The 5641-nt window shown below is 32.7% G+C and carries 5 protein-coding genes; 4 read left to right on the top strand and 1 reads right to left on the bottom strand.

All coding sequences use genetic code 11. The features are described 5' to 3' along the window. Window positions 1-206: 206 nt before the first annotated feature. The gene (locus ACFW0C_RS09655; protein WP_378107030.1) at window positions 207-542 is read right to left on the bottom strand and encodes a plasmid mobilization protein; all 336 of its coding nucleotides are present in this window, start codon (window positions 540-542) and stop codon (window positions 207-209) included. Window positions 543-936: 394 nt separating this feature from the next. Here ACFW0C_RS09655 and ACFW0C_RS09650 point away from each other — a divergent pair, with 394 nt between their 5' ends. The 4 genes from ACFW0C_RS09650 (at window position 937) to ACFW0C_RS09635 (ending at window position 5220) form a co-directional block, all read left to right on the top strand. Then, window positions 937-1137, top strand: coding sequence for a hypothetical protein (locus ACFW0C_RS09650; protein ID WP_378107028.1), 201 nt, complete (start codon window positions 937-939; stop codon window positions 1135-1137). Between the two features lie 199 nt (window positions 1138-1336). Continuing rightward, entirely contained in the window at window positions 1337-1990 is a 654-nt protein-coding gene (locus ACFW0C_RS09645) for a hypothetical protein (RefSeq protein WP_378107026.1), read from the top strand. 89 nt (window positions 1991-2079) lie between these two features. Then, entirely contained in the window at window positions 2080-3588 is a 1509-nt protein-coding gene (locus tag ACFW0C_RS09640; protein WP_378107024.1) for a hypothetical protein, read from the top strand. A 1083-nt stretch (window positions 3589-4671) separates the two neighbouring features. Continuing rightward, window positions 4672-5220 (top strand): tyrosine-type recombinase/integrase, encoded by a 549-nt coding sequence (locus tag ACFW0C_RS09635; RefSeq protein ID WP_378107022.1) that lies wholly within the window; start codon window positions 4672-4674, stop codon window positions 5218-5220. Window positions 5221-5641 lie beyond the last annotated feature (421 nt).

Below are 5641 nucleotides of genomic sequence, written 5' to 3'. Positions count from 1 at the left end.
TTAATATTAGTCAGTTTGCATACACATAACGTCAATTATTTGTATATGTAATAGTGCTTAAATAGCTCAAAGTGTTGTTAATGCTGGGCTATGTGTATTTATTAAATAACAGAGCGTAGACAGCGTTTAATGTTCAATCACGTCTATTTATGCATGTAATTGTGTAGAACGTCTTAGAGAGCAAATATAGACGTGTAAGAGCATATTTAGTCTTTGTCAGTAGCCCAAAATTTCCACCAACTTTTATGCTGTTTATCGTCTTTTTCTTGCTCATATTCAAGCATTCTATTCTCTTTTACGTATAACATTTGCTGTAAGTTTAATAGCTGATTGTCTTTACTTTTAATTTGCTCGTCTTTGACAGCAAGCTGATTATTAAGTATTTCAATTATACGATTGCTATCAGCATTATTTACGTTGCTAGTGTCATCATCAAGCGCTTTGTCTATTAGATATTGAGTGATTGATTTGTTGCTATCCTTAGCTTTAGAAGTAATAAGTTCTTTTTGTTCGTCTGTTACTCGTATATTTATCTGTGCCATTTTTAATACGCCCTTTCTTTACGTTTGATATATTAATAATAGCATTACTTAGCATCTCTTGTATGTGCTGTATATGATATACGTTGTATCGCCGGATGCTAGTATTATTGCTATGTTTTAATCTCTCATTAAATTCTAATCAAATTCTTTCTTTTTTCTAATAAATAATAAATTCGAGCCTTTTTAAGGATTGAATTTATCAATATTGGGCAATATCCCATTTGATATAATAGAGTTGTTCTAAGTTATTCTATTCGATACGTTTGTACAAATCAGAAAGTAGCTAGTATTTGCGTGTACTAGCTTTACTTTTTAACTAACAACACTAATCGAATAGGGATTAAAAGGACACTAAAAAAGGCACTTTTGACACATTTAAGAAAGGGATGAATTTATGCAGGATAGAAACAATAGAGTAAGAGATATGTATTCAAAGTTTCATGAGCAGTATTATGCACCGCAGATGAAGCTGATAACAAAGAAAATGGGAGTAGACTATTCTCATTTCGCAAAATGGAGAGCTGGAAAGCTTGATTTAACTGATAACACACTTAACAAAGTAGAGCGATTTTTAGAAGAAAATTTAAAAGGATAGAAAGGAGAAGTGAGTTTGTTAACTCAAGTAAATATTAAAAATTGTAACGTTAAACTAATCAGCTTTTTTTAGATTAAAGTTAACACTTTGTGCAAGAAAACATATTCAAGATAGAGAGAGTGAGAGTGATGAATTATGATAATTCAGCTAAAAAAGGAGCAATACATATATACGAGTAACAAGCTCACAACGTTATTAAATGCTAAGTATCGAGATAGATGTATTAGAACAACAACAATTTGTAAGAGAGAATAGAGAGCTATTTGCTGATATTGATGATGACTTACTAGAATTTTTTGATTTTAGTGAAGTCATATACACGTATAGAAAGAAACATAAACGCAATTACAAGGACTTTAACGCTATGCTGGAAGTAGAGAGCAATCAAGACACAAGAGAGCTTATTAATCTATTCTATTCGCAAGTATGGAACGCTGGGAGTGCTATATTAGACTATGACAACTCACAAAGTGAACGATACTTACAAATTAAGGGTGTAGACGTCATTTTAACTAAAGATAATAATAAGTATTACGTACAAGAGAAGATAACACGTAAGAGATACGATAGCTTAATGTTTGAGTATCGCAAATCATCCGGCAAAGCTGGCTGGGCAGTTGATGAGAATGAATTAGCTGATATATTAATCTATTATCAGCCGAATAGAGTATTTATTTTCAGCATGAGAGCAGTACGTAATTATGTTATTAAAAAGCTTGAAGATGATATTGATGTAAGATATTTAACGACTGATAACGAAAATATTTTAATATCTATTAAAGAGCTGAAAAACAATGTTAAAATAATTGAATACGAGTTCAATACTGATGAGAAAGCATGGAAACGTAAATAACGCAAAGGAGAGTTCAGAAGAGAGCTTTGGGTCGAAAGCGTAGATTACGTTAAAGACAGAGATTAAGAGAGAGAAAGGATGATATACATTTGAATAGCGACTTAGAAAAGAGTCTAGTCGCTAAAATCAACGATTTATTTATTATGTTCAGACAAGAATATCTTGAGCAGTTTAAGAGCAATTACGTGACACGTAAAGGCGCTATAACTGATTGGCATATTAAACAGCATCTAAGTCAGAATAGAACATTCGGAATCAAGTTAGGAAAACAAGGGCTGACCAAATTTGTGACGTTTGACGTGGATGTACGAGACAATTTGGAGCACGCTGAGTACATAACTATTCAACTAGTGAAGCAGATTCACGAGTATTACGGAATTGATTTAGATGATATTCATGTAGAATTCAGCGGAAACAAAGGCTATCACGTATCTATATTTTTTGACGAAGTGATGCAGATAGACGGCTTAAAGTCTTTATATTACGAGCTATTAGAGCGTTTAGAGCTAACAATGCACGAAGTTGAGTTTCGTCCAACGAGTTCAAACGGATTGAAATTGCCACTTTCTAAGCACAGAAAGACTAATAAGTTTATGTGTTTCTGTAATTTCGATATTGATGCAGAGCGTATTTATCACTTAAGCGAATCTGAAAGCTATGAATACTTACTAGAGATAGAGCCGATTAAATTAGTTGATTTTAGAGATTTAGTTATTAATGATTTTAGAGATAAAGAAGACGAACAGAATGACATTGTAGAGACGATTTTAAACGTCAAGCAAGCAAACGAGTATGAGAGCTTGTTATCTCAAATAAACTTACAAGCAAAGAGCGTAATAGAGCTTGAAAGAGAGATTGTAAAAGTGATTGAAGACGGTCATCTGACTTATGCAAGTAGCCGTCACAGAATGACGTTGCTATCGTCTATGTTCTTTAAAGAACAAGACTTTGAACAAGATGAGACGATTGAGTTTATTAATTCGATTATGCTGAATACGTTTGAATCTCATAGAGAATTAATATCAGCAGATACAACGCAAGAATATGCTCTTAAAGAAGTCAAACGACTAGTAACATTAGCATATGAGCATGACTACAAGCTTAATACTAAGCGTAAAGATGTACGTATTTACAAGCATGAGATAGAGATGATATTAAGCATTAAACAGTTACATTTGAAGAAATTGATGTTCAGCATGTTAGTACACTCAAAACGATATGCGAACAATAAAAAAAGCTCACATGAATATGCAAGCTTTTATATGCCTTACTCGATAATGACGAGAATGGGCAACAGTTCAAATCGTAGTCGATTGCTAAAATATCTTATCGAGCTAGAAAGTCTTGAGCTAATTGAGATAACTAGCAGAAACAAGATTGATTTAGCAAAGACTAAAAGTACTAACAGAGTTGTGAGTCATCCTAATCGATATCGTGTGTTATTGGGAAGTAATCAAGATAACGATAAAGGAATTCTTTTAAAATCAGATGATACAGATGCATTTGAAAAATGTGTTTCCAAGTTTTTCAAGAAAGGAGAAGTTAGAAAGTTCATCTCAAGAAAAGAATGGGAAAATACATTTAGCAAATACTATTAATCATTTGATGTGCAACTCAATACTACATGAATGTTTGTGCGAATTCAAATAAAATTAGCCTTAAAGAGCAATCTTTAGGGCTTTTTTAATGCTTAAAACAATAACTTATAAGTTATTAAAAGTGACGTCTACTTTTTCTTACTCTCCCAAGGGATTAGGGTCGTTTTGATGTACGAAGTGTAACACAATAACTTATTACTATTCACTATGCGTAAGCATAGTACGCTCTTAAGTGTTTTGAGCAAAGCGATAAAACATACATAAGCATAGCTTAGACATAATACATATAGTTAAAGCCTTGGCATACTCATAGTTGGGCATACGTAACATTATAACAATTACATATTACACTTACTTATTATTATTACTTTCATGCTGGAGCAATATGCTAGCCCTTTTTTGTCCTACATTTTCCAACATTTTGCACTATCACTATCTATCTTTTAACACGTCATGAGAGCTTTATATTTGCGTTTTAAGAGCTTTAAAGCGTTCATGAGTATATTTATATGCTGATGTGCTTTAGGACGTGAATATTGTGAGTATGCTTCATAATCTTAGTCCTTAAATGCTAAAGTGTATCTTCTGTTTATGCTGTCCTTAAAGCGTGCTAGCTGTAATCATGTATATCTATGTGCTTATTCAATACTGATAAAGCCACGAGCATTAGCGAGTGTTTTAGCGTTAGCTTTAATTATGTTTTTAAAGAAGTGTCTAATGCTGGATAGAGTGTTGTTTGTTTAATAATGGCACGCCTTAGCGTGGCTAGCATTAGTTGTTATTAGTCGGACTTGTTAAACGAGCCTTAGCGAGTGTCTATGTGCTGAATAACTACCGTAAGATTTTCGTAAGGCTATTTAATTAATACCAAGATTTTACTAAGGTGTTTCAAGTTTTAAATATACAAGTACACACAATTTCATTTTGTGTACATAAGAATGTTGACTTTAAAGCGTTATTGTTTTAAGATTATCTCAAGGACACATAATGAGAATTTATGTGTACAAGATAGTGCTATAAAATCAACATTTTACAAACTAGACTAATTCAACTATTTTCAGCAAATTAAGGAGTGTTTAAAGCATGAATGAAGCACAAGCAATTAAGGACAGAAAGACACTTAACGAGCTATTAGACGTATATGAGCCTTACTCAAAAGAGCAAATACTATTAGAGTATTGCTTGTATACAGGATTACGTATATCAGACGTATTGAGCGCTAGAGTTGGCGAGTCATTAGCTGGAGTAAGACGATTGAAAGAGCAGAAAACTGGCAAATCTAAGACTATCAAGCTGAACAGTAAGTTAGTAAATAGTATTAGTATCTATGCAAGCAATAACAAACTTAGTGATGATGATTACTTGTTCTTTAGTTCACGTAACAGAGCTGAACACATTAAACGCTCACGAGCATCTAAAATCATTGCACACGCTGGAGATATGATTAATATAACGTGTTCAGCACATAGCTTACGTAAGACATTCGGCTACTTAGCATATAAAAATGGCACGTCTATTGAGCTATTGATGCAGATATTTAATCACTCAAGCCAATCAGTAACGTTGCGCTATATAGGCATAACGCAAGAAAATATCAATGAAGTCTATGACAGTATTGACATTAGTTTCTAAATAAAAAGGGCAAGATTTTAGCATTATGCTTGAGTCTTAGCCCTTTTTTTGTGTAATTACTACAAAATACTACAAATTTTAGTTGTCATTTATTTATGTGCATACGTATTTATATGTGTTCTGATAGTTAGCATTAGTTAGCTTTAGCAAATCTTAGGGATTATTAGGGATTTTGCATCACGCTGTTAGAAGCTCATATTTGCGTTTTAAGAGCTTTTAGCATTAGTCAGTATATTTATGCTAACTGATTTGTTTAGGGGAGCATATACAAGCATGTGATTGCTGGGGGCTATTTAATTCTGATTATGTGTAATTATTATTGCTAATTAATATTAGTCAGTTTGCATACACATAACGTCAATTATTTGTATATGTAATAGTGCTTAAATAGCTCAAAGTGTTGTTAATGCTGGGCTATGTG

Origin of the sequence: Aerococcus sp. NPDC058936 (genome assembly GCF_042741995.1) — a bacterium.
GTDB lineage: Bacteria > Bacillota > Bacilli > Lactobacillales > Aerococcaceae > Aerococcus.
The sequence above is the reverse complement of the archived record's forward strand: the minus strand, read 5'-3'. Positions and strand labels throughout refer to the sequence as shown.